The 19,789-nt window shown below is 60.0% G+C and carries 19 protein-coding genes; 11 read left to right on the top strand and 8 right to left on the bottom strand.

The window, feature by feature from the left end:
* The first annotated feature begins 266 nt into the window (after positions 1–266).
* The gene (gene gbcB, locus LRO94_RS26345; RefSeq protein ID WP_032883983.1) at positions 267–1,367 is read left to right on the top strand and encodes a glycine-betaine demethylase subunit GbcB; all 1,101 of its coding nucleotides are present in this window, start codon (positions 267–269) and stop codon (positions 1,365–1,367) included.
* Between the two features lie 1,110 nt (positions 1,368–2,477).
* Here the strand turns inward: gbcB and LRO94_RS26340 are convergent.
* The gene (locus LRO94_RS26340; RefSeq protein ID WP_179179803.1) at positions 2,478–3,518 is read right to left on the bottom strand and encodes a threonine aldolase family protein; all 1,041 of its coding nucleotides are present in this window, start codon (positions 3,516–3,518) and stop codon (positions 2,478–2,480) included.
* A gap of 90 nt (positions 3,519–3,608) precedes the next feature.
* On the opposite strand from LRO94_RS26340, the gene LRO94_RS26335 reads away from it, so the two are divergent.
* The 8 genes from LRO94_RS26335 to fdhA all read left to right on the top strand — a co-directional run bounded on the left by LRO94_RS26335 (position 3,609) and on the right by fdhA (position 13,618).
* Positions 3,609–4,337 (top strand): TraX family protein, encoded by a 729-nt coding sequence (locus LRO94_RS26335; RefSeq protein ID WP_032883979.1) that lies wholly within the window; start codon positions 3,609–3,611, stop codon positions 4,335–4,337.
* 237 nt (positions 4,338–4,574) lie between these two features.
* The gene (glyA, locus tag LRO94_RS26330; protein ID WP_032883977.1) at positions 4,575–5,828 is read left to right on the top strand and encodes a serine hydroxymethyltransferase; all 1,254 of its coding nucleotides are present in this window, start codon (positions 4,575–4,577) and stop codon (positions 5,826–5,828) included.
* 22 nt (positions 5,829–5,850) lie between these two features.
* Complete coding sequence (locus LRO94_RS26325) at positions 5,851–7,101, top strand: sarcosine oxidase subunit beta (RefSeq protein WP_010207084.1); 1,251 nt, start codon at positions 5,851–5,853, stop codon at positions 7,099–7,101.
* A gap of 15 nt (positions 7,102–7,116) precedes the next feature.
* Positions 7,117–7,419, top strand: a complete 303-nt coding sequence (locus LRO94_RS26320) for a sarcosine oxidase subunit delta (protein ID WP_003194855.1) — start codon at positions 7,117–7,119, stop codon at positions 7,417–7,419.
* Positions 7,416–10,433 (top strand): sarcosine oxidase subunit alpha, encoded by a 3,018-nt coding sequence (locus tag LRO94_RS26315; protein WP_179179804.1) that lies wholly within the window; start codon positions 7,416–7,418, stop codon positions 10,431–10,433. The genes LRO94_RS26320 and LRO94_RS26315 overlap by 4 nt, the downstream gene beginning before the upstream one ends.
* A gap of 130 nt (positions 10,434–10,563) precedes the next feature.
* Positions 10,564–11,196, top strand: coding sequence for a sarcosine oxidase subunit gamma (locus LRO94_RS26310; RefSeq protein WP_032883974.1), 633 nt, complete (start codon positions 10,564–10,566; stop codon positions 11,194–11,196).
* Between the two features lie 168 nt (positions 11,197–11,364).
* Entirely contained in the window at positions 11,365–12,222 is an 858-nt protein-coding gene (purU, locus tag LRO94_RS26305) for a formyltetrahydrofolate deformylase (protein WP_032883972.1), read from the top strand.
* Positions 12,223–12,418: 196 nt separating this feature from the next.
* On the top strand, positions 12,419–13,618 hold the full coding sequence (gene fdhA / locus LRO94_RS26300) for a formaldehyde dehydrogenase, glutathione-independent (protein WP_005792122.1): 1,200 nt from the start codon (positions 12,419–12,421) through the stop codon (positions 13,616–13,618).
* A 50-nt stretch (positions 13,619–13,668) separates the two neighbouring features.
* Here the strand turns inward: fdhA and LRO94_RS26295 are convergent, their stop codons facing one another.
* The 6 genes from LRO94_RS26295 to LRO94_RS26270 all read right to left on the bottom strand — a co-directional run bounded on the left by LRO94_RS26295 (position 13,669) and on the right by LRO94_RS26270 (position 17,528).
* A complete protein-coding gene (locus LRO94_RS26295) occupies positions 13,669–14,022 on the bottom strand; it encodes a hypothetical protein (protein ID WP_122756312.1) in 354 nt (117 codons plus the stop codon).
* Positions 14,023–14,997, bottom strand: a complete 975-nt coding sequence (locus LRO94_RS26290; protein ID WP_032883969.1) for a hypothetical protein — start codon at positions 14,995–14,997, stop codon at positions 14,023–14,025.
* Positions 14,998–15,144: 147 nt separating this feature from the next.
* Positions 15,145–15,558, bottom strand: a complete 414-nt coding sequence (locus LRO94_RS26285; protein ID WP_179179805.1) for a DUF3757 domain-containing protein — start codon at positions 15,556–15,558, stop codon at positions 15,145–15,147.
* Positions 15,559–15,692: 134 nt separating this feature from the next.
* Positions 15,693–16,151, bottom strand: coding sequence for an anti-sigma factor (locus LRO94_RS26280; protein ID WP_032883966.1), 459 nt, complete (start codon positions 16,149–16,151; stop codon positions 15,693–15,695).
* A 76-nt stretch (positions 16,152–16,227) separates the two neighbouring features.
* Positions 16,228–16,905 carry an anti-sigma factor gene (locus tag LRO94_RS26275; protein ID WP_095185074.1) on the bottom strand — a complete coding sequence of 226 codons (678 nt, stop codon included), beginning with the start codon at positions 16,903–16,905 and terminating at the stop codon, positions 16,228–16,230.
* Complete coding sequence (locus tag LRO94_RS26270) at positions 16,902–17,528, bottom strand: sigma-70 family RNA polymerase sigma factor (RefSeq protein ID WP_122754275.1); 627 nt, start codon at positions 17,526–17,528, stop codon at positions 16,902–16,904. The genes LRO94_RS26275 and LRO94_RS26270 overlap by 4 nt, the downstream gene beginning before the upstream one ends.
* Positions 17,529–17,658: 130 nt before the next feature.
* Between LRO94_RS26270 and LRO94_RS26265 the strand changes: the two genes are divergently transcribed.
* Complete coding sequence (locus LRO94_RS26265; protein WP_095185072.1) at positions 17,659–18,231, top strand: DUF2780 domain-containing protein; 573 nt, start codon at positions 17,659–17,661, stop codon at positions 18,229–18,231.
* On the opposite strand, the gene LRO94_RS26260 is transcribed toward LRO94_RS26265, so the two are convergent.
* A complete protein-coding gene (locus LRO94_RS26260) occupies positions 18,228–19,115 on the bottom strand; it encodes an acyltransferase (RefSeq protein ID WP_122754276.1) in 888 nt (295 codons plus the stop codon). The two genes, LRO94_RS26265 and LRO94_RS26260, sit on opposite strands and share 4 nt — an antisense overlap.
* A 172-nt stretch (positions 19,116–19,287) precedes the next feature.
* Here LRO94_RS26260 and rloA2 point away from each other — a divergent pair, with 172 nt between their 5' ends.
* The gene (gene rloA2 / locus LRO94_RS26255) at positions 19,288–19,788 is read left to right on the top strand and encodes a retropepsin-like aspartic peptidase RloA2 (RefSeq protein WP_032883961.1); all 501 of its coding nucleotides are present in this window, start codon (positions 19,288–19,290) and stop codon (positions 19,786–19,788) included.
* Position 19,789: the final 1 nt, after the last annotated feature.

The following is a 19,789-nucleotide window of genomic DNA, read 5'->3' as shown; positions in this document are numbered from 1 at the left end:
CATTCTGTGTGGCCGGCGAATAGTGGCTACGGTTGATGCTATGCAAGGCGTAAAGAAAGCGTAGTTGTTGGGTGCGAGTGTGGGGCCGGCGTTGCGACGATCCTTATCCATGGGCGACATGGCCCAATCTGATCCCGACGCGCAACCCCCTGTCGTTGGGGGCTGGTCGCGATAAGTATGTGAATGTCGCAGATAGGTAAATGGGTGGTTCTCGCGTTACGCAGAATCGCCACCATAAAGCCGAATATCGGCAGTGGAGAATCAGCATGTCCAACAGTTTCCTGAATCCAGTAACTACCCAGACCTGGGCCAATGGTCGGCACATCGTCCGTTGCGTCAAAGTCATCCAGGAAACCTGGGACGTGCGCACCTTTTGCTTCATGGCCGACCAGCCGATCCTGTTCTTTTTCAAGCCGGGGCAATTTGTCACCCTGGAGCTGGAAATCGAAGGCCAGCCGATCATGCGCTCGTACACGATTTCGAGCTCGCCCTCGGTGCCTTACAGCTTCTCGGTGACCATCAAGCGTGTGCCGGGCGGCAAGGTGTCCAACTGGCTGCACGACACGCTGCACGAAGGTCAGGAACTGGCGGTACACGGACCGGTGGGGTTGTTCAACGCCATCGACTTCCCAAGCCCCAAAGTCTTGTACCTCAGCGGCGGTGTGGGGATTACTCCCGTGATGTCCATGGCGCGTTGGTTCTACGACACCAACGCCAATGTCGACATGACCTTTATCCACAGCGCCCGCTCGCCCAAAGACATCATTTACCACCGCGAGCTGGAGCACATGGCGTCGCGGATCGATAACTTCAGCCTGCACCTGATCTGTGAGAAGCACGGTCTGGGCGAACCTTGGGCCGGTTATCGGGGCTACCTGAACCACAAGATGCTCGAACTGATGGTGCCCGACTTCCTGGAGCGCGAAGTGTTCTGCTGCGGCCCGACGCCGTACATGAACGCGGTCAAGCGCCTGCTGGAAGTGGCCGGGTTCGACATGGCGCGCTATCACGAGGAATCCTTCGGTGCGACGCCGCCGGAAGCTCGTGCCGATGCGGTGGAACAAGCCGAACAAGCGGCCGACGCGCCGGAAATCGATTTGGCAGATCTGCATCAGGTGGAATTCATTTCGTCAGGCAAGAGCATCCGCGTGGCGCCGGGCGAAACCGTGCACGCAGCGGCGGCCAAGCTTGGGCTGTTGATCCCGAAAGCTTGCGGCATGGGCATTTGCGGAACGTGCAAGGTGATGAAGCTGGGCGGGGAGGTCGAGATGGACCACAACGGCGGGATCACCGAGGAAGACGAAGCCGACGGTTACATCCTGTCGTGCTGCAGCGTGCCGAAGGGGGATGTGCGTATCGAGTTCTGATTGCTCAAGCAGGCACAACACAGTCCAAATGTGGGAGGGGGCTTGCTCCCGATAGCAGAGTGCCAGCCACTGCATGTGCAAGCTGACCCACCGCCATCGGGAGCAAGCCCCCTCCCACATTTTTTTATGTACATCAGTGAGTCATTGTCAGGCGCCCATGACTTCGCGGATGTCTGCGGCCAGTTCGCGCACGCTCTTCCTCCAGGCACAACACCGTCCAGATGTGGGAAGGGGCTTGCTCCCGATAGCAGAGTGTCAGTCACTGAATGTGCAAGCTGACCCACCGCCATCGGGAGCAAGCCCCCTCCCACATTTTTTATGTACATCAGTGAGTCATTGTCAGGCGCCCATGACTTCGCGGATGTCTGCGGCCAGTTCGCGAACGCTCTTCCTGCAGGCACAACACAGTCCACATGTGGGAGGGGGCTTGCTCCCGATAGCAGAGTGTCAGTCACTGCATGTGCAAGCTGACCCACCGCCATCGGGAGCAAGCCCCCTCCCACATTTTTTATGCACATCAGTGAGTCATTGTCAGGCCGCCCATGACTTCGCGGATGTCTGCGGCCAGTTCACACGCGCTCTTCCTACAGGCACAACACGGTCCAAATGTGGGAGGGGGCTTGCTCCCGATAGCAGAGTGTCAGCCACTGCATGTGCAAGCTGACCCACCGCCATCGGGAGCAAGCCCCCTCCCACATTTTTATGTACATCAGTGAGTGATTGTCAGGCGCCCATGACTTCGCGGATGTCTGCGGCCAGTTCACGCACGCGCTCTTCCTCCAGGCACAACACCGTCCAGATGTGGGAGGGGGCTTGCTCCCGATAGCAGGGTGTCAGTCACTGCATGTGCAAGCTGACCCACCGCCATCGGGAGCAAGCCCCCTCCTACATTTTTTATGCACATCAGTGAGTGATTGTCAGGCGCCCATGACTTCGCGGATGTCTGCGGCCAGTTCGCGCACGCGCTCTTCCTGCAGGCACAACACAGTCCACATGTGGGAGGGGGCTTGCTCCCGATAGCAGAGTGTCGGTCACTGCATGTGCAAGCTGACCCACCGCCATCGGGAGCAAGCCCCCTCCCACATTTTTATGCACATCAGTGAGTGATTGTCAGGCGCCCATGACTTCGCGGATGTCTGCGGCCAGTTCGCGCACGCGCTCTTGCTCGGTATCCCACGCGCACATGAATCGCGCGCCGCCTTTACCGATGAAGGTGTAGAAGCGCCAGCCCTTGGCGGTCAACGCGGCAATGGCTGGTTCCGAGAGTTGCAGGAATACGCCGTTGGCCTGTACCGGGAACATCAATTCCACGCCCGGAATATCCGCCACCAGGCTGCTCAGCAGTTGTGCGCAGTGGTTGGCGTGGCGTGCATGTTTGAGCCAGGCGTCGTTTTCCAGCAGCCCCACCCATGGCGCCGACAGGAAGCGCATTTTCGACGCGAGCTGGCCGGCCTGTTTGCAGCGGTAGTCGAAGTCTTCGGCCAGCTTGTGGTTGAAGAACAGGATCGCTTCCCCCACGGCCATGCCGTTCTTGGTGCCGCCAAAGCACAGTACGTCCACACCGGCTTTCCAAGTCAGGTCTGCTGGCGAGCAGCCGAGGAAGGCGCAGGCGTTGGAAAAGCGCGCGCCGTCCATGTGCAGGTTCAGGCCCAGTTCTTTGCAAGTGGCGCTGATGGCGCGGATTTCTTCCGGGGTGTACACGCTGCCGACTTCAGTGGCTTGGGTCAGGGTGACTACGCGCGGTTTAGGGTAATGGATGTCTTGGCGTTTGAGCGCGATCTCGCGGATCGATTCCGGGGTCAGCTTGCCGTTTTCGGTGCGGGCTACGAGCAGCTTGGAGCCGTTGGAGAAAAACTCTGGCGCGCCGCATTCGTCGGTTTCGACGTGGGCCGTTTCCGAGCAAATCACGCTATGGTAGCTCTGGCACAAGGAGGACAGCGCCAGTGAGTTGGCGGCGGTGCCGTTGAAGGCGAAGAACACTTCGCAGTCGGTTTCGAACAGGTTGCGGAAACCGTCGGCGGCGCGGTGGGTCCATTCATCATCGCCATAGGCGCGTTGATGGCCTTGGTTGGCTTGTTCCATGGCGGCCCAGGCTTCCGGGCAAATGCCCGAATAGTTGTCACTGGCGAATTGTTGGCTCTTGTCGGTCATGGCCCATTCCTGTGGTCGATGTTGGTGCGCACTTTAACCAAGATTGTCGGGCGTACGCACGCTCTGTAAATGCAAAGTCACTGGGGAATTATGCACGGTACTGAAACGATACCTGTCGGACGTGTCCGTGATGGCGCTTTGGATTTGCTCAAGTGGCTGGCGCTGCTGAGCATGGTGCTCGACCACCTGCGTTATGTCGGCTTGAGCCTCGATGGCCTCTACGTACCGGGGCGCTTGGCGTTCCCGTGGTTTTGCCTGGCGATTGCGGCGAACCTGCACCGCGTCGCAAACGCACCGGTGACTGGGCATTGGCGTTACCTGGGCTGGCTGCTGCTGTTCAGTGTGATCAGCGAAGTGCCGTACCGGATGTTTATCGACGATGCCGATACGTTGAATGTGCTGCCGACCTTGGCCTTGGGCTTGCTGGTTGCCCGAGGATGGCAGCAGAAGGCGCTTATTGATCGAGGATTGGCGTTGATCGCCGCCACGATAGCGGCCGTATTTTCATCCCACTTAATGTTCGGTTTCTTTGGTGTATTGCTGCCATTGGCGATGCTGCTGGTGTTTAGTCGGCCTTGGTATTTCAGTGTGTTGCCGGGCCTGGTCTGCGTCGCGGCCAACCAGTGGCAGATCCTGCTCAATAGCGGCACGCCGGTGGCGCTGTTGGGGTTGGCTGCATGCCTGATTGCGCCATTGGCCGGATTGGTCTTATTGCGACATGCCAATAGCGCCGGGCCCCCGGCCATGCGTCGTTGGGCGTATGTGCTCTATCCCGCGCATTTCCTGCTGCTGCTACTCCTTCGCAAGTTCATCACCTGACCCATTGTGGGAGGGGGCTTGCTCCCGATAGCGGTGGATCAGCTTGCACATGCTGTGGCTGACACACCGCTATCGGGAGCAAGCCCCTCCCACATTTGTTCTGTGTTGTTCCGGCAATGTCGTAAACGCACCTTTGCGTGGCGTCCGTAGGCATTTGGCCTGTCTGCGCCAGCCCTACCATCGCATCAAAGGGCCCTGCGACGGGCCTCAACAATACGAAAGGCTGGGAGAGACGCGATGTTCAGCAAACAAGACCAGATCCAGGGATATGACGACGCACTGCTGGCGGCCATGAATGCCGAAGAGCAGCGTCAGGAAGATCATATCGAGCTGATCGCGTCGGAGAACTACACCAGCAAGCGTGTGATGGAAGCTCAAGGCAGCGGCCTCACCAACAAATACGCCGAAGGCTACCCAGGCAAGCGCTACTACGGTGGCTGCGAGCACGTGGACAAGGTTGAAGCCCTGGCCATCGAGCGCGCCAAGCAACTGTTCGGCGCCGATTACGCCAACGTGCAGCCACACTCCGGTTCGTCTGCCAACAGCGCTGTGTACCTGGCGTTGATCAATGCCGGCGACACCATCCTGGGCATGAGCCTGGCCCACGGCGGTCACCTGACCCACGGCGCCAAAGTGTCGTCCTCGGGCAAGCTCTACAACGCGGTGCAATACGGCATCAACACCGACACCGGCCTGATCGACTACGACGAAGTCGAGCGCCTGGCCGTCGAGCACAAGCCGAAAATGGTGGTGGCCGGTTTCTCTGCCTACTCCAAGACCCTGGATTTCCCACGTTTTCGCGCCATCGCTGACAAAGTCGGCGCGCTGCTGTTCGTCGACATGGCCCACGTCGCCGGCCTGGTTGCCGCCGGCCTGTACCCGAACCCGCTGCCCTACGCAGACGTGGTCACCACCACTACCCACAAGACCCTGCGCGGTCCACGTGGCGGTTTGATCCTGGCCAAGGCCAACGAAGAAATTGAAAAGAAACTCAACGCCGCCGTGTTCCCTGGCGCCCAGGGCGGCCCGCTGATGCATGTGATCGCCGGCAAGGCCGTGTGCTTCAAGGAAGCCCAGGAGCCAGGCTTCAAGGTCTACCAGCAGCAGGTGATCGACAACGCCCAGGCCATGGCCGGCGTGTTTATCAAACGCGGCTACGATGTAGTGTCCGGCGGCACCGATAACCACTTGTTCCTGGTCAGCCTGATCCGTCAGGGCCTCACCGGCAAAGAGGCGGATGCCGCCCTCGGTCGCGCCCACATCACCGTCAACAAAAACGCCGTGCCGAATGACCCGCAGTCGCCGTTCGTGACCTCGGGCCTTCGCATCGGCACCCCGGCGGTGACCACGCGCGGTTTCAAAGTGGCGCAGTGTGTTGAGTTGGCCGGCTGGATCTGCGACATCCTCGACAACCTCGGCGATGCCGACGTCGAGGCCAACGTGGCCAAGCACGTGTCTGCCCTGTGCGCTGATTTCCCGGTTTATCGCTGAGCGCGGTTTTGGAGTAATGACTATGCAACGCTACTCGGGCTTCGGCCTCTTCAAGCACTCCCTCAGCCACCACGAAAACTGGCAGAAGATGTGGCGCACGCCGACCCCGAAAAAGGTCTACGACGTGGTTATCGTCGGCGGCGGCGGGCATGGTCTGGCGACCGCCTACTACTTGGCGAAAGAGCACGGCATCACCAACGTGGCCGTGGTCGAGAAAGGTTGGTTGGGCGGCGGTAACACCGCGCGCAACACCACCATCGTGCGTTCCAACTACCTGTGGGATGAGTCGGCGCACCTGTACGAGCACGCGATGAAACTGTGGGAAGGCCTGTCCCAGGACCTGAACTACAACGTGATGTTCTCCCAGCGTGGCGTGTACAACCTGTGCCACACCCTGCAGGACATCCGTGATTCCGAGCGCCGTGTGAGCGCCAACCGCCTCAACGGCGTGGACGGCGAACTGCTCAATGCCAAGCAAGTGGCCGACGAGATTCCGTACCTGGATTGCTCCAAGAACACCCGCTACCCGGTGCTTGGCGCCACCGTGCAACGTCGCGGCGGCGTGGCCCGTCACGATGCCGTGGCCTGGGGCTTTGCCCGCGCCGCTGACGCACTCGGCGTGGACCTGATCCAGCAGACCGAAGTGATCGGTTTCCGCAAGGAAAACGGCGTGTGCATCGGTGTGGAAACCAACAAGGGCTTTATCGGCGCCAAGCGCGTCGGTGTGGTGACGGCGGGTAACTCCGGCCACATGGCTTCGCTCGCGGGTTTCCGCCTGCCGATCGAATCCCACCCGCTGCAAGCGTTGGTGTCGGAGCCGATCAAGCCGATTATCGACAGCGTGATCATGTCCAACGCCGTGCACGGTTACATCAGCCAGTCCGACAAGGGCGACCTGGTGATCGGCGCCGGTATCGACGGCTACAACGGCTACGGCCAGCGCGGCTCATACCCGGTGATCGAACACACCATCCAGGCCATCGTCGAGATGTTCCCGGTGCTGTCGCGCGTGCGCATGAACCGTCAGTGGGGCGGCATCGTCGACACCACGCCGGACGCCTGCCCGATCATCTCCAAGACCCCAGTGCCGAACATGTTCTTCAACTGCGGTTGGGGCACCGGTGGCTTCAAGGCTACGCCGGGCTCAGGCAACGTGTTTGCCGCGAGTCTCGCCAAGGGTGAAATGCACCCATTGGCTGCACCTTTCTCCATCGACCGTTTCCACAACGGTGCGTTGATCGACGAACACGGCGCTGCGGCCGTCGCCCACTAACAGGAGAAATTTCCTATGTTGCATATCTTCTGTCCTCACTGTGGCGAACTGCGCTCCGAAGAGGAATTCCACGCGTCCGGCCAAGCGCACATCCCGCGCCCGCTGGACCCTAATGCCTGCACCGACGAGCAGTGGGGCGACTACATGTTCTTCCGCGACAACCCGCGCGGCCTGCATCACGAACTGTGGATCCATGCCGCCGGTTGCCGCCAATATTTCAACGCGACCCGCGACACCGTGACCTACGAAATTCTTGAAACCTACAAGATCGGTGAGAAGCCGCAATTCACCGCCAAGGCCTCTGGAGAGAAGGTATGAGCCAGATCAATCGCCTGTCCAACGGTGGCCGGATCGACCGGAATAAAGTCCTGACCTTCAGCTTCAACGGCCAGAGCTACAAAGGCTTTGAAGGCGATACCCTGGCCGCTGCATTGCTGGCCAACGGCGTCGACATCATTGGCCGCAGCTTCAAGTACTCGCGTCCACGGGGCATCTTTGCTGCCGGCGCTGAAGAGCCAAACGCGGTGCTGCAGATCGGCGCCACCGAAGCCACGCAAATCCCTAACGTGCGCGCCACGCAACAGGCGCTGTACCAAGGCCTGGTCGCCACCAGCACCAACGGCTGGCCGAGCGTCAACAACGACATGATGGGCATTCTCGGCAAGGTCGGCGGCAAGCTGATGCCGCCGGGTTTCTACTACAAAACCTTCATGTACCCGCAATCGTTCTGGATGACCTACGAGAAGTACATCCGTAAGGCCGCAGGGCTGGGTCGCTCGCCGACCGAGAACGACCCGGACACCTACGACAACTTCAACCGTCACTGCGACGTGCTGGTGGTCGGCGCAGGCCCCGCCGGCCTCGCTGCTGCACTGGCTGCTGCGCGCAGCGGTGCCCGCGTGATCATCGCCGATGAGCAGGAAGAGTTCGGCGGTTCGCTGCTCGATTCCCGCGAAAGCCTCGACGGCAAGCCGGCCACTGAATGGGTCGCGAGTGTCATCGCCGAACTGAAATCCCTGCCGGACGTGGTGCTGCTGCCCCGCGCCACCGTCAACGGTTACCACGACCATAACTTCCTGACCATTCACGAGCGCCTCACCGATCACTTGGGTGACCGTGCGCCGATTGGTGTGGTGCGCCAGCGCATCCACCGCGTGCGTGCCAAGCGTGTGGTGCTGGCGACCGGTGCTTGCGAGCGTCCGCTGGTGTACGGCAACAACGACGTGCCGGGCAATATGCTCGCGGGTGCGGTTTCCACCTACGTGCGTCGCTATGGCGTAGCACCGGGTAAAAAGCTGGTGCTGTCGACCAACAACGACCACGCTTACCGCGTTGCGCTGGACTGGCTCGATGCCGGTCTGCAAGTAGTCGCGGTGGCGGATGTGCGCCACAACCCACGCGGCGCGCTGGTTGAAGAAGCTCGCGCCAAAGGTATTCGTATCCTCACCGGCAGCGCCGTGATCGAGGCTCGTGGCACCAAGCGCGTGACCGCTGCGCGTATCGCCGCGATCGACGTCAAGGCGCATAAAGTCACCAGCCCCGGCGAGTGGCTGGACTGCGACCTGGTGGCCAGCTCCGGCGGCTACAGCCCGGTGGTCCACTTGGCCTCGCACCTGGGTGGCAAGCCGACCTGGCGCGAAGACATCCTCGGTTTTGTACCGGGCGAAGCACCGCAGAAACGTGTGTGCGTCGGTGGCATCAACGGCGTCTACGGCCTTGGCGATTCCCTGGCGGATGGTTTTGAAGGCGGCGTACGCGCGGCCAGCGAAGTCGGTTTTGCCCCGGTGGAAGGTACGCTGCCAAAAGCCTTGAGCCGTCTGGAAGAGCCAACCCTGGCGTTGTTCCAAGTGCCTCACGAGAAAGCAACCGCACGGGCGCCGAAGCAATTTGTCGACCTGCAGAACGACGTCACCGCCGCCGCCATCGAACTCGCCACCCGCGAAGGTTTCGAGTCGGTGGAACACGTCAAACGCTACACCGCGTTGGGCTTCGGCACCGACCAGGGCAAGCTCGGCAACGTCAACGGCCTGGCGATTGCCGCGCGCTCGCTGAACGTGACCATTCCGCAGATGGGCACCACCATGTTCCGCCCCAACTACACGCCGGTGACCTTCGGCGCGGTAGCGGGCCGGCACTGTGGGCACATCTTCGAACCCGTGCGCTACACCGCGCTGCAAGCCTGGCACGTGAAAAACGGCGCCGAGTTTGAAGACGTCGGTCAGTGGAAACGCCCGTGGTACTTCCCGCGCAACGGTGAAGACCTGCACGCCGCGGTGAAACGCGAATGCCTGGCCGTGCGCGACAGCGTCGGCCTGCTGGATGCGTCCACCCTCGGCAAGATCGACATCCAGGGCCCGGATGCGCGCGAGTTCCTCAACCGCATCTACAGCAACGCCTGGACCAAGCTCGATGTGGGCAAGGCGCGTTACGGCCTGATGTGCAAGGAAGACGGCATGGTCTTCGACGACGGCGTCACCGCCTGTCTCGCCGACAACCACTTCCTGATGACCACCACCACCGGCGGCGCCGCCCGTGTGCTGCAGTGGCTGGAAATCTACCAACAGACCGAATGGCCGGACCTCAAGGTGTACTTCACCTCGGTCACCGACCATTGGGCGACCATGACCCTGTCCGGTCCTAACAGCCGCAAGCTGCTGGCCGAAGTCACCGACATCGACCTGGACAAGGACGGTTTCCCGTTCATGACTTGGAAAGAAGGCCTGGTGGGCGGTGTGCCGGCGCGGGTGTTCCGTATCTCGTTTACCGGTGAGCTGTCGTACGAAGTCAACGTGCAGGCCGACTACGCCATGGGCGTGCTGGAACAGATCGTCGAGGCCGGCAAGAAATACAACCTGACCCCGTACGGCACCGAAACCATGCACGTACTGCGGGCCGAGAAGGGCTTCATCATCGTCGGCCAGGACACCGACGGCTCGATGACCCCGGACGACCTGAACATGGGCTGGTGCGTTGGCCGCACCAAACCGTTCTCGTGGATCGGCTGGCGTGGGATGAACCGTGAAGACTGCGTGCGCGAAGAGCGTAAGCAACTGGTGGGCTTAAAGCCGATCGACCCGACTGTGTGGCTGCCGGAAGGCGCGCAACTGGTGTTCGATCCGAAGCAGTCGATCCCGATGAAGATGGTCGGCCACGTCACCTCAAGTTATGCGCATAACTCCCTGGGCTATTCGTTTGCCATGGGCGTGGTGAAGGGCGGCTTGAAGCGCATCGGCGAGCGGGTGTTCTCACCTCAGGCGGATGGCAGCGTGATCGAGGCGGAGATTGTGTCTTCGGTGTTCTTTGATCCTAAGGGTGATCGGCAGAACATCTGACAGACCGCGGCGCGGCCATCGGGAGCAAGCCCCCTCCCACATTTTGATGTGTGAATACTTTCAAATGTGGGAGGGGGCTTGCCCCCGATGAGGCCATCAGTCTCACAACAGAATTCAGGAAAGGTGCTCCATGACAGCAGCCAATGTTTACCAACAACGCCCCACCTCCGGCGCCAAGGCCGAGTCGTCGCTGCACCATGCCGACCTCGCCAGCCTGGTCGGTAAGGGCCGCAAGAACGCCGGCGTGACCGTGCGTGAAAAGAAACTCCTCGGCCACCTGACCCTTCGTGGTGACGGCCATGACGCAGCCTTCGCCGCCGGCGTGCACAAGGCCCTGGGCATCGAACTGCCCGGCGCCCTGCAGGTCATCGTCAAAGGCGAAACCAGCCTGCAATGGCTCGGCCCGGATGAGTGGTTGCTGATCGTGCCAAGCGGTGAGGAATTCGCCGCCGAACAAAACCTGCGCGCCGCTCTGGGTGATTTGCATATCCAGGTCGTCAACGTCAGCGGCGGTCAGCAGATCCTCGAACTGAGCGGCCCGAACGTGCGTGATGTGCTGATGAAATCCACCAGCTACGACGTGCACCCCAACAACTTCCCGGTGGGCAAGGCAGTGGGCACGGTGTTCGCCAAGTCGCAATTGGTGATCCGCCACACGGCTGAAGACACCTGGGAACTGGTGATTCGTCGCAGCTTCTCGGATTACTGGTGGTTGTGGTTGCAGGACGCCTCGGCCGAATTCGGCCTGAGCGTTCAAGCCTGATCGAGTGGGCGCTCTTGTGGCGAGGGGGCTTGCCCCCCGTTGGAGCGCGCAGCGGTCCCAATAAGGTCAGCGCATTTTTTCTGCAATAACCGAGTGGCGGGTTTTGGAGCTGCTTCGCAGCTCAACGGGGGACAAGCCCCCTCGCCACAAGGGCCTGAGGATTCCAGTATGAGCCGCGCACCCGATACATGGATTTTGACCGCCGACTGCCCCAGCGTGCTCGGCACGGTGGACGCGGTCACCCGCTATCTGTTCGAACAGGGCTGCTACGTCACCGAGCACCATTCGTTCGATGACCGTCTCTCGGGTCGGTTTTTTATTCGCGTCGAATTCCGCCAGCCGGATGGCTTCGACGAGCAGGCTTTCCGCGATGGCCTGGCCACGCGCGGTGAAGCCTTTGGCATGATCTTCGAGCTGACGGCGCCGAACTACCGGCCAAAAGTGGTGATCATGGTCTCCAAGGCCGATCACTGCCTTAACGACCTGCTGTACCGCCAGCGTATCGGTCAGCTGTCCATGGATGTGGTCGCAGTGGTGTCCAACCATCCCGATCTCAAACCTTTGGCCGACTGGCATCAAATTCCCTACTACCATTTCCCCCTCGACCCCAACGACAAACCGTCCCAGGAGCGTCAGGTGTGGCAGGTGATTGAAGAGACGGGCGCCGAATTGGTGATCCTTGCGCGCTACATGCAAGTGCTGTCGCCGGAGCTGTGCCGCAAGCTGGACGGCAAGGCCATCAATATCCACCACTCGTTGCTGCCGGGGTTCAAGGGCGCCAAGCCTTATCACCAGGCGTACAACAAGGGCGTGAAACTCGTCGGCGCTACGGCGCATTACATCAACAACGATCTGGACGAAGGTCCGATCATCGCCCAAGGCGTGGAGGTGGTGGATCACAGCCACTATCCCGAGGATTTGATTGCCAAGGGGCGGGACATCGAAGGGCTGACATTGGCTCGGGCGGTGGGGTATCACATTGAGCGGCGGGTGTTCTTGAATGCCAATCGGACGGTGGTGCTCTGACTGCCGCCATCGGGAGCAAGCCCCCTCCCACATTCGACCGCATTCCAAAGGTAGAACTCGGTCAACTGTGGGAGGGGGCTTGCCCCCGATGAGGCCCTCACAAACAACGCAATAACAGCATCTGTACCCGAGCACTCAACGCGCTGCCCACCCAACGGGCAACGCAGTTCCATAAAAACAACAGCGAGGTGAAAGCATGTCTGGTAATCGTGGTGTCGTGTATCTCGGCAACGGCAAGGTCGAAGTACAGAAAATCGACTATCCCAAAATGCAGGACCCCCGTGGCAGGAAGATTGAACACGGCGTCATCCTGCGCGTGGTCTCCACCAACATCTGCGGCTCCGACCAACACATGGTGCGCGGCCGCACCACCGCCCAGACCGGCCTGGTGCTCGGTCACGAGATCACTGGTGAAGTGATCGAGAAGGGCAGCGACGTCGAAAACCTGAAGATCGGCGACCTGGTTTCCGTCCCCTTCAACGTCGCCTGCGGCCGCTGCCGCTCCTGCAAAGAACAGCACACCGGCGTGTGCCTGACCGTCAACCCGGCCCGTGCCGGTGGTGCTTATGGCTACGTCGATATGGGCGACTGGACCGGTGGCCAGGCCGAATACGTGCTGGTGCCATACGCCGACTTCAACCTGCTGAAACTGCCCGACCGTGACAAGGCCATGGAGAAAATCCGTGACCTGACCTGCCTCTCCGACATTCTCCCCACCGGCTACCACGGCGCGGTGACTGCTGGCGTTGGCCCTGGCAGCACCGTCTACATCGCCGGCGCCGGTCCCGTCGGCCTGGCAGCTGCTGCGTCTGCACGCCTGTTGGGCGCGGCGGTGGTGATCATCGGCGACGTCAACTCCATCCGCCTGGCCCACGCCAAGGCCCAGGGTTTTGAAATCGTCGACCTCTCCACCGACACCCCATTGCACGAACAAATCGCCGCGCTCCTCGGCGAGCCCGAAGTGGACTGCGCGGTTGACTGCGTAGGCTTTGAAGCACGCGGTCACGGTCACGACGGCGTCAAGGCCGAAGCTCCGGCCACGGTGCTCAACTCACTGATGGGCGTGGTGCGCGTGGCGGGCAAGATTGGTATCCCTGGCCTGTACGTCACCGAAGATCCAGGTGCTGTGGATGCCGCCGCGAAAATGGGCAGCCTGAGCATCCGCTTCGGCCTGGGCTGGGCCAAATCTCACAGCTTCCACACTGGGCAAACGCCAGTAATGAAGTACAACCGCCAACTGATGCAGGCGATCATGTGGGACCGTATCAACATTGCCGAAATCGTCGGTGTGCAGGTGATCAGCCTGGATGACGCACCACGTGGGTATGGCGAGTTCGATGCGGGCGTGCCGAAGAAGTTTGTGATTGATCCGCATAAGTTGTTTAGTGCGGCGTAGTTGATAGATAAGGGCGACTTAGAGTCGCCCTTTTTTATCGCAGATAAGTCTTATATAAAAAACCAACTGATAAACATGCCGGCAAAGGATAGGCAGGCAGTGAGTGTCGGTATCACCATCCAATACCTAAGGTGTCTTGGTATTCTTTCAACGTCCTCAACAAGCACCAGATGTTTCCATTGAAGTATTTTTGGAATAAGAATAATCGTCGCCATGGCGAATACGCGCTGGGGGCGTCCTTCAAAGTGTGAATTACGGAAGATATGTTTTTGCACGACTAGATAGGTGCTGTATTGCACATAGCCTTCTGCAGCATCCAGCTTTTTATACATGGCACAAAAGATCAGCGGAAAGCTCAATAGCATCAGGATGACTGAACCAATACCGAGGTAGAACCAGACCATTTAATCCCTCGCAGTCTTATAGATAAAATCGCCTGTGCTTTGCGCAAGTCCGGTTCCCAGCGCGGCTCCCCCTAGGCCGCCTGCGGCACCGCCGACGATGGCACATGCCAAGGCTCCGGCGCCAGCCGTGGGTATTCCAAAAACTAACATGCAGGCGCCGATGCCAATCGAGGCTCCAAGTCTTGCTCCCAAGTATGAGCCACCAACGCCAGCTACCAACTTGCCTCCTTCAACATATTTCGCCCGCGTACATTCTTGCTCACGCCCGGTGGAACACGCCTCTGCTATCTCCAATGCTGTCGACCCAACATCCAGCGCAAGACCAATGTAAGTGCCCTTCTTCAATATCTGCGACGCCTTGGCTATACGCTCGACTGTGTCCTCATACCCGCGAATCTCCCCGTGATGCCAATAGCTCTTGCTGGAGATCCCCAGCATTCTCTTGATTGAACCTTCATTCTTCAGCCCCGTACCAAAGCGCGCCATCCCGGAGAGTTGGGTATCCAGCTTCGCAAACAACGCCCTACGCTTAGCCAGAAATTCATTTCTCGCACTCACGGTACCGTTCCTCAGGTACTGCTTATGCAATTCATCGATTTCCTTGAGCGTCTGCTCGATCTGCGTCAGGTGATTGCTCCAAGCACCGCTCACACTGCCGATGCCCAAAGACGCATGGGACATGATGGTCTGCAATTGATCGTAGTTTTTGATCATAAATTGATCCGCGGCGGAGTGTGCCAACAGCGCATGCTTGATGTTGGCTGCCGATCGCATCAGTCGGGCTTCTTCAGCGGTACAGGAAGCTGTTCGGCTGTCCCCGATAATGACCAAATGTCCAGGCAGTACTACGGTGTTGCGAATGTGTTGGTTGAGGATGTCGAACTTGGTTTGGGTATTTGGGGTGAGAGAAAGGCTCAGTTTGAGCAACGGATAAGGCTGCGGCCGTTCATTGATAAATGCGTAAGGTCCCTGCATCGCGTACACCTCCAAGACTGAGGTGCAGGACTATAAGAAGGCGCCATAAGGGATGTAAGGCGTGTACAAGGAAGTTGGTAGCGCTTCGGAAACGGACTACCTAAGTTAGGGCTGATGACTACAAATCAGCCCTACGCAGCGCAACGTTCATTGATGGTTGAACATGCATTTCAAGTTGTCATTAGCCTTGCAGTAGTTGGCTTCCCAGAACGTATTGGGCGCATGTGAGAACTGATGCACAGGTTTTAGTACCAGTCTCACGGCGTCATCGCCGGCCCCGGAGTAATCACAGATGACCGCAGGCATGCTGTTTCTCTCGTCGTTTAGGGGCTTGTAGTTTGCCGCCGTGAATTCCAGGCTTGCCATGCGCAGTTCTTTAGCGGTCTCGTTCTCGCCGGCCCATTTCTGATCCAAGGGACCATCAGCCACATAGTGGTAGCCGCCTTTGTCCATCCGGTATTGCTTGATGTCGGCAGGCTTGGGGCAGGAAGAAGTTTGTGCAAAGACGTGACCGCTCACAGTGAGCATTGCCAGTAGGCAAACAACACGGTTGAGGTTCATGAGAGAGACTCCCTTGTGCATTGGACTTGAATGCTGAGGGAGTTTTTATCAAGCATCTACTGTGAGAAATGACAGTGGCTTAGATTCAATTTTGATAAAAAACGGGGTGCTCAGAGCACCCTGCGGCAATGGGCTCAGCGCGTTGCCAAAGCCCCCTGATAGACCGTCGGCCCCGTCGGTTGCTTGCTCACTGAGCCGCCTTTGCTCTCCGCGCTCACCATCAATTCCACCGGTTTGCTGATCGAGGCCTGCTGCCTCGGGTTCAAGCCGATGATGCCTTCGCCATCCTCCGGTATCAGTCCAAGTGACACGGGCTTGCCGCCGTCGGGTATCGCCCACAGTTCCAGGCTCTGGTCCGGCGCGGGTGCGGTGATTGCGATGGGTTGCACTTCCAGGTAATCCTTGTGCGCCATGACCTGCGCCGCCGGCTGTTGGGTGGTGGTGATCAGGGTGGCGGCGGACTTGACGTTGTCCTGAGTGTAGAACGCGCCGCCGAGGCCGGCGATCACGGCCACGCAGACGCCGATAAACAGGCGTGGACGGCTCCAGAAAGGCGGCTTGGGCTCAATGATTGTGGGGCGTGTCGCGCTCATAACGTTGTTCCTGACAGGGCTTTCAGTGCTGTCATGGACTCTGGTTTGCGCGATGGGTTCCTGGCCCCCTTGCAGGTCAAAGTGATGCCAATTGGCCCTGATACAGCACCGGTCCGGTGGGTTGCCCGGTGGGCGAGCCGCCGTGTGGTTCCAGGCTCACGGCCAAGGTCAGCGGTGCGGTAAGCAAGGCTCGCTGCGCTTCGCTCAGTTGGATTCGGCCTTTGCCCACTGCGGGCACCAGGCCCAGGGAGATCGGTTTGCCTCCGGGCTTGATGGCCCACAATTCCAGGTCCTGTGCCGACGTCACGGCGGCCAGTGACAAGGGTTCCACTTGCAGGTGGTCGGCAAAGGCCTTGATCTGCAACGCGGGTTGTTGGTTGGCGGCGACCAGTGTGGCGTTGTACGCCACACCCAGGTCGCGCTGGTACAACACGCCCACCAGCACTGCGATAACAATCCCGAACGCCGCCGCCCACAGTCGCAGGTTCGTCCACAACGGTTTCTTGGCCGGCATGTGCAGCACCTGCGGCTCGATCCGTGACTTGATGCCCGCCCACACATGCTCGGGCACCGGCCGCTCGGGCAATGCGCCGGTCAGGCTGGCAAGCGCTTCCTGCCAATGGCCCAGTTCAACGCGCAGCGCGGCGTCTTCCAATAACAGCGCATCAAAACGCCGACGGGCGGTGGCGGGCATCAGTCCGATGGCGTAGTCGGCGGCCAGGGCGCGGCGCAGGGCTGTGGTTTTGTAGTTCATGATTCAAGGCACCTGCGCAGGCGCTCCATGCCACGGCGAATCCAGGATTTGACCGAGCCCAGCGGCGCGGCCAAGTGTTCGGCCAACTCCGAACACGACAGGCCCTGGAAGTAAGCCACAGTGATCGATTGACGCTGCATGCCGTCGAGGGTGTCGAGGCAGCGGTTGAGCGCGCGGGCTTCGCGTTCGCTGTCGAGCCGTTCGTAGGCGCTGGGGCCTTCGTCGAGCAAGGCGTCCTGTTGACCGTCGGCCAAAGGCTGTTCGCGGCGTTTACGCAGTTGGTCGATGGCCAGGTTGCGGGTGATGTTGATCATCCAGGTCATCGGCGCCGCCAGGTGGGCTTCGTAGCGCGAGGCGTTGTACCAGATGCGTACGAAGGCTTCCTGCAGCACCTCTTCAGCCAGGTCCTGGCGTCCCATAAACACCATGGCGACCCCGTGCAGACGCGGCGAAACACTGCGATAGAGCGTTTCAAACGCTTGGCGATTGCCCAAGGCGCATTGGGCCAGCAGGGGCCGCAACGTGTCAGCATCAGTGAGCGTAATAGGGCTTCTCCAGGCTCTCGTTTGAGGGCGACGGGACTGCGCACGGTAGGCAGAGGTTAGTTCAGCTTGGGCATTCATTCCATCCAGCTCCGGGCAGCGTATGAAGCCTATACGTAGGGCAGGGCGATTCGGATGCGTGTGTGGGAACAATCCCCCGGAATGCCCAGTCAAACGCCTGCTTTCGCACCTATATCCAGAGGTTGTTTCAATGAAGATTTCACGCGGTTTCGCCCTTTCCTGCCTGATGACTCTGGCGGCCGGCCCCGTACTCGCCGCGGGCTTCAGCCTTGGTGATGCGGCCAATGCCATTTCCGGCATGCAGGGCGGTAGCAACAAAGCCGCTGCCGCCGCACCGTCGTCCGAGACGGCCGGTTTGCTGAGCGCGCTGACCTCGCAACTCAATATCACCCCCGAGCAAGCCGTTGGTGGCACCGGCGCGATGTTGGGCCTGGCCAAGAACAAACTGAGCGGCAACGATTATTCGCAACTGGGCAACAGTGTGCCGGGCCTGGATCAGCTGTCGGGCAACAATGCATTGGGCAGCCTCGGGGCCTTGAGCGGGATGCTCGGCCAGACCGGTGGCAGCAAAACCAGCGGCCTGGACGGCTTGCTGGGTAACGTGAAGAACACCAACGACCTCAACACCGCGTTCAGCGCGTTGGGCATGGACAGCGGCATGATCGCCCAATTTGCTCCGGTGATCCTGCAATACCTGGGCGGCCAGGGCGCCAGCAGTTCGGTGCTGGGCAAACTGGCCCAGGCCTGGGGCACCGGCAGCTAAATGCTCTGCGCGCGCAGTTGTTCGATGCGCGCGTCTTTCTCCTTCCAGAGCTGGTTGACCCAGTTCTGGACGGTCTGGCGAAATGCTGGATCGTTTTCGTAATCTCCCTGCCACAACGCCGGGTCCAGCTCACGGGTCTGGATGTCGATGATCACCTTCGGCACCGCGCCGCTGATCAAGTCCCAGAACCCCGGAATCTTCTGCTGCGGATAGACCACCGTGACGTCGAGGATTGCGTCCAGCTGTTCCCCCATCGCTGCCAGCACAAACGCCACACCGCCTGCCTTGGGTTTGAGCAACTGGGTGAAGGGTGAGTCCTGCTGTGTGCGTTTGGCCTCGCTGAACCGCGTGCCTTCCAGGTAATTGACCACCGTCACCGGCTGGCGCTTGAACAGCTCACAGGCTTGTTTGGTGATCTTCAAATCCTGGCCCGCCAGCTCGGGGTGCTTGGCCAGGAACGCCTTGGTGTAGCGTTTCATGAACGGGTAATCCAGCGCCCACCAGGCCAGGCCCAGGAAGGGCACCCAGATCAGTTCTTTTTTCAGGAAGAATTTAAAGAACGGCGTACGCCGGTTGAGCGCCTGGATCAGCGCCGGAATATCCACCCAGGACTGGTGGTTGCTGATGACCAGGTAGGAGGTGTCCCTGCGCAAGTCGTCGCCGCCGCGAATGTCCCATTGCGTCGGGATGCAGCGGGCGAAGATCAGTTTGTCGATCTCGGCCCAGGTCTCGGCGATCCACATCACCGCCCATGACGCATAGTCACGGTAGCGCCCCGGTGCCACCAGCTTGAGCAGGGCGAACACCAGCAAGGGGCCGATCAGGATCAGCGTATTGAGTAACAGCAGCAGGGTGACCAAACAGCCGGTGAGCAGGCGGCGCATAAGCAACTCTTGGGATCTTGTGGGCGGATCATGATAAGCAAGCTGAGTCTAGAGGCCAAATCGCAAAGTGTCGGACGAATGTTTCACAATGTTCCGGGTATGTTGGGCTGACTAACTAACGGTCGCTTTTGCGGTCTAGAATCCGACTACTTAATTCAAGGAAACCACCTACGTGAAATCTATCCTTGCCTTGCTTGCCCTCGTTGCGCTGCCTGTCATGGCAGCCGAACCGACCCTTTACGGCCGCTACGAATACATTCAACTGCCGGAGATCGGCGAAACCTTCAAGGCCAAGATGGACACCGGCGCGCTGACCGCCTCGCTGTCGGCCCGCGACATCGACACCTTCACCCGTGATGGCGATGATTGGGTGCGCTTCCGTCTCGGCGGCAAGGACGCCTCCGATAAGGTCTACGAACACAAGGTCTCGCGCATCAGCAAGATCAAGAGCCGCGCCGACGAAGACGACGACAAGGACGAAGCCAGCGTCGCCAAGCGCCCGGTGATCGACCTGGAAATGTGTCTGGGCAACGTCAAGCGGACCGTCGAGGTCAACCTGACCGACCGCAGCAGCTTCAATTATCCGTTGCTGATCGGCGCCAAGGCCTTGCGTGAATTTGGCGCAGCGGTAAACCCGGCTCGTCGGTACACTGCCGACAAACCGGACTGCTGAT

Source organism: Pseudomonas sivasensis, from assembly GCF_021391435.1.
Classification (GTDB): domain Bacteria; phylum Pseudomonadota; class Gammaproteobacteria; order Pseudomonadales; family Pseudomonadaceae; genus Aquipseudomonas; species Aquipseudomonas sivasensis.
The sequence above is the reverse complement of the archived record's forward strand: the minus strand, read 5'-3'. Positions and strand labels throughout refer to the sequence as shown.

What these genes read in the sequence shown, in the direction of transcription:
- glyA (WP_032883977.1), top strand. Translation starts at nt 4,575, where the DNA reads ATGTTCAGCAAACAAGACCAGATCCAGGGATATGACGACGCACTGCTG.
- LRO94_RS26290 (WP_032883969.1), bottom strand. Translation starts at nt 14,997, where the DNA reads ATGCAGGGACCTTACGCATTTATCAATGAACGGCCGCAGCCTTATCCG.
- LRO94_RS26265 (WP_095185072.1), top strand. Translation starts at nt 17,659, where the DNA reads ATGAAGATTTCACGCGGTTTCGCCCTTTCCTGCCTGATGACTCTGGCG.
- LRO94_RS26260 (WP_122754276.1), bottom strand. Translation starts at nt 19,115, where the DNA reads ATGCGCCGCCTGCTCACCGGCTGTTTGGTCACCCTGCTGCTGTTACTC.
- LRO94_RS26320 (WP_003194855.1), top strand. Translation starts at nt 7,117, where the DNA reads ATGTTGCATATCTTCTGTCCTCACTGTGGCGAACTGCGCTCCGAAGAG.
- fdhA (WP_005792122.1), top strand. Translation starts at nt 12,419, where the DNA reads ATGTCTGGTAATCGTGGTGTCGTGTATCTCGGCAACGGCAAGGTCGAA.
- LRO94_RS26280 (WP_032883966.1), bottom strand. Translation starts at nt 16,151, where the DNA reads ATGAGCGCGACACGCCCCACAATCATTGAGCCCAAGCCGCCTTTCTGG.
- LRO94_RS26340 (WP_179179803.1), bottom strand. Translation starts at nt 3,518, where the DNA reads ATGACCGACAAGAGCCAACAATTCGCCAGTGACAACTATTCGGGCATT.
- gbcB (WP_032883983.1), top strand. Translation starts at nt 267, where the DNA reads ATGTCCAACAGTTTCCTGAATCCAGTAACTACCCAGACCTGGGCCAAT.
- LRO94_RS26295 (WP_122756312.1), bottom strand. Translation starts at nt 14,022, where the DNA reads ATGGTCTGGTTCTACCTCGGTATTGGTTCAGTCATCCTGATGCTATTG.
- LRO94_RS26270 (WP_122754275.1), bottom strand. Translation starts at nt 17,528, where the DNA reads ATGAATGCCCAAGCTGAACTAACCTCTGCCTACCGTGCGCAGTCCCGT.
- LRO94_RS26315 (WP_179179804.1), top strand. Translation starts at nt 7,416, where the DNA reads ATGAGCCAGATCAATCGCCTGTCCAACGGTGGCCGGATCGACCGGAAT.
- LRO94_RS26310 (WP_032883974.1), top strand. Translation starts at nt 10,564, where the DNA reads ATGACAGCAGCCAATGTTTACCAACAACGCCCCACCTCCGGCGCCAAG.
- LRO94_RS26285 (WP_179179805.1), bottom strand. Translation starts at nt 15,558, where the DNA reads ATGAACCTCAACCGTGTTGTTTGCCTACTGGCAATGCTCACTGTGAGC.
- purU (WP_032883972.1), top strand. Translation starts at nt 11,365, where the DNA reads ATGAGCCGCGCACCCGATACATGGATTTTGACCGCCGACTGCCCCAGC.
- LRO94_RS26335 (WP_032883979.1), top strand. Translation starts at nt 3,609, where the DNA reads ATGCACGGTACTGAAACGATACCTGTCGGACGTGTCCGTGATGGCGCT.
- LRO94_RS26325 (WP_010207084.1), top strand. Translation starts at nt 5,851, where the DNA reads ATGCAACGCTACTCGGGCTTCGGCCTCTTCAAGCACTCCCTCAGCCAC.
- LRO94_RS26275 (WP_095185074.1), bottom strand. Translation starts at nt 16,905, where the DNA reads ATGAACTACAAAACCACAGCCCTGCGCCGCGCCCTGGCCGCCGACTAC.